Source organism: Acidimicrobiales bacterium, from assembly GCA_036491125.1.
Lineage (GTDB): Bacteria > Actinomycetota > Acidimicrobiia > Acidimicrobiales > AC-9 > AC-9.
Genome location: DASXCO010000152.1, coordinates 1 through 4,020 on the forward strand (window position 1 = coordinate 1; position 4,020 = coordinate 4,020).

Sequence of the window (4,020 nt, forward strand, 5' to 3'; positions counted from 1 at the left end):
CTGTGGGCCGAGCTGACTGACGTGTTCGGGCAGCGAAAGCTGCTCAAGCGGCCCATCCCCGGTCTGGCCCACTTCTTCGTCTTCTGGGGATTCGTGATCCTGTTCTTCACGATCATCGAGGCCTACGGGCTGCTGTTCTCCAAGACGTGGGCGATCCCGGGCATCGGCCACTCGGCCTGGCTCGGGTTCCTCGAGGATTTCATGGCGGTCGGTGTCCTGGCCGGAATTCTCGTGTTCGCGGTGATACGGCTACGGCAGTCGCCCGAGCGCCTCGACCGGTCCTCGCGCTTCTACCGCTCGCACACCGAGCAGGCGTGGGTGATCCTCGGCCTCATCTTCCTCGTCATCGCCACCCTGCTGCTCTACCGGGGGGCGCAGGTCGAGCTCGGTCACTTCCCCTACAGCGACTGGGCGTTCGCGTCGCACCTCGTGGGCAACGCCCTCTCCGGGCTGAGCCACGGGGTGCTCCAGGCCCTGGAGACCACCTTCGTGCTGGCGCAGATCGGCGTCATCGCGATCTTCCTCGTCGTGGTCATGTACTCAAAGCACCTGCACATCTTCGTGTCCGAGCCCAACGTGCTCTTCTCCCGGCGTCCCATTGCTCTGGGGGCCCTGGCCACGACGCCGAACATGGATCCCGAGGAGCTCTCCGAAGACGACGTGTTCGGCGCCGGCGAGATCACCCACTTCAGCTGGAAGCAGCTGCTCGACCTCCTCAGCTGCACCGAGTGCGGTCGGTGCCAGGACCAGTGCCCGGCGTGGAACACGGGCAAGCCGCTGTCCCCCAAGCTCGTCATCATGGACCTGAGGGACAACCTGTTCGGCCGGGCGGGCACCCTTCTCGGTTCCGGAGGCAACGGCTCGGCCGAGGGCGACGACTCGAACGGCAACGGCACCGGCGGGAAGGGCACCGTGCCCACGCGCCTCGTGCCCGATGTCATCGAGCCCGACGTCCTGTGGTCGTGCACCACCTGCGGTGCGTGCGTCGAGCAGTGCCCGGTCGACATCGAGCACGTCGACACGATCGTCGACATGCGGCGCTACGAGGTCCTCATGGAGTCGAGCTTCCCGACCGAGGGGGGCACCATGTTGCGCAACATCGAGAACCAGGGCGACCCCTGGGGGCTCGGCTCGACCCACCGCCTCGACTGGACCGAGGCGCTGCCGTTCGACGTTCCCGTGGTCGAGGGCTCGATCCCGGACGAGGTCGAGTATCTCTTCTGGGTGGGCTGCGCCGGAGCCTTGGACGAGAGGGCCCGGAAGGTCACCCAGGCCATCGCCCGCCTCCTCCATGCGGCGGATGTGGGTTTCGCCGTGCTCGGACCACGGGAGTCCTGTACCGGCGACCCCGCCCGCCGGCTGGGGAACGAGTACCTGTACCAGACCCAGTGCCAGCAGAACGTCGAGACCCTCGACAGCGTCGGCGCCCGCAAGGTCATCGCCTCCTGCCCCCACTGCTTCAACACCATCTCCAAGGAGTACCCGGCGCTCGGGGGCAACTACGAGGTCATCCACCACTCGCAGCTGCTCGCCAGGCTGGTGGACGAGGGCCGGATCAAGGCGGGCGAGCGCTTCGACAAGACCGTCACCTACCACGACCCGTGCTATCTGGGCCGTCACAACTCGATCTACGACCAGCCCCGCTCGGTGCTCGATGCCGTACCCGGCGTCGATCAGGTGGAGATGCACCGGCACCGACAGCGGGGATTCTGCTGCGGGGCTGGCGGGGCGCGCATGTGGCTAGAGGAGGACATCGGCAAGCGGGTCAACCTGGAGCGGACCGACGAGGCGCTCCAGACCGGCGCCGGCGTGGTCGGCACCGCCTGTCCCTATTGCATGATCATGCTCGACGACGGCGTGAAGCAGCGACAGGCGGACGGCATGGCCGCCGAGTCCACCCAGGTGCTGGACGTCGCACAGATCCTCGAGCAGTCGGCGCCGGCCGGGACGCGGGAGGCCACCCCCGGCGACGACCGGGCCCCGGCGACGGCGAGGCCGCCGGGGGACGGAGTCAGTTGAGCGTCCTGGCGTAGTTGATCGCCTTGGCGTCCGCGTCGCGGAGGCGCTCAGCCATGGCCGTCAGCAGCTTGTGGGCGAGACCGGGCACCTGGTCCATGATCCCGTCGAACTGGCGCTGGTCGAGCACGAGCAGGTGCATCGGCGTCTCGGATGTGACGGTCGCCGAGCGGGGCTTGCGGTCGAGCAGCGAGAGCTCGCCGAAGTACTGACCAGTCCTGAGGGTGGCGATCTTGCGACCGGCGCGACTGACAGCGGCCCGACCGTCGAGGATGAGGAAGAACTCGAAGCCGGGCTTGCCCTCTTCACACAGGACCCGTCCGGCGTCGACGTCCACCTCCTCGGACGCCCGTCCGATGAGCCCCAGCTCCTTCTTGTTGCAGGCCGAGAACAACCAGGTCCGACCCAGGAGGTCCAGTTTCAGGTCCCTTCGTGCCATGGGGCGACAGGGTAACGGTGCCGCCGATCACAGGCGAGGGATAGGCCGTGGCGCCCGCCTTCGGCGGAGCTCCTTTCGACAGGATGTGGAACGCCAGGGAAGGTGCCGGACCGCCCCGCGGGCGAGCCGCGCGCGTCAGCTGGCCTGTCCCGCCACCGCCTGTGCCGCCGCCTCTGCCGCGGCCGGGTCCCCGAGGTAGGCGGCGTAGCGGGGCGCGAGGTCGTCGTCGAGCTCATAGCGTCGGGGGATGCCGGTGGGGATGTCCAGCGCCGGGATGTCCTCGTCCGAGATGCCCTCGAGGTGCTTGACCAGTGCCCGGAGGCTGTTGCCGTGGGCGACCACAAGCACCCGCCGGCCGGACCGGAGGTCGGGGACGATGGCGTCGTGCCAGTAGGGGAGCAGTCGGTCGACCACATCCCGTAGGCACTCGGTCGCGGGGAGCACGTCGGGGGGGAGGTCCCGGTAGCGGGGGTCGTGCCGGGGGTGGTTCTCATCGTCGGGGTCGAGGGGCGGCGGCGGGGTGGCATAGCCGCGGCGCCAGGCCTTCACCTGCTCGGCGCCGTAGCGGGCGGCGGTCTCCTTCTTGTTCAGGCCCTGGAGATCGCCGTAGTGGCGCTCGTTCAGCCGCCAGTGGCGCCGCACCGGCAGCCAGAGGCGGCCCATCTCCTCCAGGGCCAGGTTCGCCGTCCGGATTGCCCGGGTCTGTACCGAAGTGTGGAGCACGTCGACGTCCAGCCCGGCCTCGGCGGCCATGAGCCGCCCCGCCGCCCGAGCCTCGGCCTCGCCCCGCTCGGTGAGATCGACGTCGATCCACCCGGTGAACAGGTTCTGCTCGTTCCAGGTGCTCTGGCCGTGACGGAGCAGGACCAGGGTGCTCATGGGCGCCGACAGTAGCCGCCGACGGACACCAGCAGCCGGCTTGATATCCTGAGGCTCAACTTTGCTATACTCATCTTCGTCATAGAGATCGAATCAAGCATCCGGAGGCACGTCTCATGCCCAAGGCCGTCGGCATAGACCTCGGCACCACCAACTCGGTCGTCAGCGTCATGGAGGCGGGCGAGCCTACTGTCCTGCCCAACGCCGAGGGCGGCCGGACCACCCCTTCTGTGGTGGGGTTCTCCAGGTCCGGCGAGGTACTGGTGGGTGAGGTCGCCAAGCGCCAAGCCATCACCAACCCTGACCGCACCGTCCGATCGGTCAAGCGCCAGATGGGGACCAGCTGGACCATCGACATCGACGGCAAGGGCTACACCCCCCAGGAGATCTCCGCCCGCATCCTGCAGAAGCTGAAGCGGGACGCCGAGTCCTACCTGGGTGACACGGTGACCCAGGCCGTCATCACCGCCCCGGCCTACTTCGACGACGCCCAGCGCACGGCCACCAAGGAGGCGGGCCAGATTGCCGGGCTCGAGGTGCTGCGCATCATCAACGAGCCCACCGCCGCCGCCCTGGCGTACGGGCTGGACAAGGAGGGCAAGGACCAGACGGTCCTCGTCTTCGACCTCGGCGGTGGCACCTTCGACGTGTCGGTCCTCGACATCGGCGAGGGTGTCTTCGAGGTC

The 4,020-nt window shown here is 68.4% G+C and carries 4 protein-coding genes; 2 read left to right on the top strand and 2 right to left on the bottom strand.

What is annotated here, in order from left to right; translation table 11 throughout:
* The coding region (locus tag VGF64_11810; protein HEY1635436.1) for a heterodisulfide reductase-related iron-sulfur binding cluster at nucleotides 1-2,019 on the top strand (2,019 nt) is incomplete at its 5' end.
* Here VGF64_11810 and VGF64_11815 read toward each other — a convergent pair.
* Nucleotides 2,012-2,455, bottom strand: a complete 444-nt coding sequence (locus VGF64_11815) for a cyclic nucleotide-binding domain-containing protein (GenBank protein ID HEY1635437.1) — start codon at nucleotides 2,453-2,455, stop codon at nucleotides 2,012-2,014. The genes VGF64_11810 and VGF64_11815 overlap by 8 nt on opposite strands.
* A 135-nt stretch (nucleotides 2,456-2,590) precedes the next feature.
* The gene (locus VGF64_11820; protein ID HEY1635438.1) at nucleotides 2,591-3,334 is read right to left on the bottom strand and encodes a phosphoglyceromutase; all 744 of its coding nucleotides are present in this window, start codon (nucleotides 3,332-3,334) and stop codon (nucleotides 2,591-2,593) included.
* A 116-nt stretch (nucleotides 3,335-3,450) separates the two neighbouring features.
* Between VGF64_11820 and VGF64_11825 the strand changes: the two genes are divergently transcribed.
* A partial coding sequence (locus VGF64_11825; GenBank protein HEY1635439.1) for an Hsp70 family protein occupies nucleotides 3,451-4,020 on the top strand: 570 nt, incomplete at its 3' end.

What these genes read in the sequence shown, in the direction of transcription:
- VGF64_11815 (HEY1635437.1), bottom strand. Translation starts at nt 2,455, where the DNA reads ATGGCACGAAGGGACCTGAAACTGGACCTCCTGGGTCGGACCTGGTTG.
- VGF64_11820 (HEY1635438.1), bottom strand. Translation starts at nt 3,334, where the DNA reads ATGAGCACCCTGGTCCTGCTCCGTCACGGCCAGAGCACCTGGAACGAG.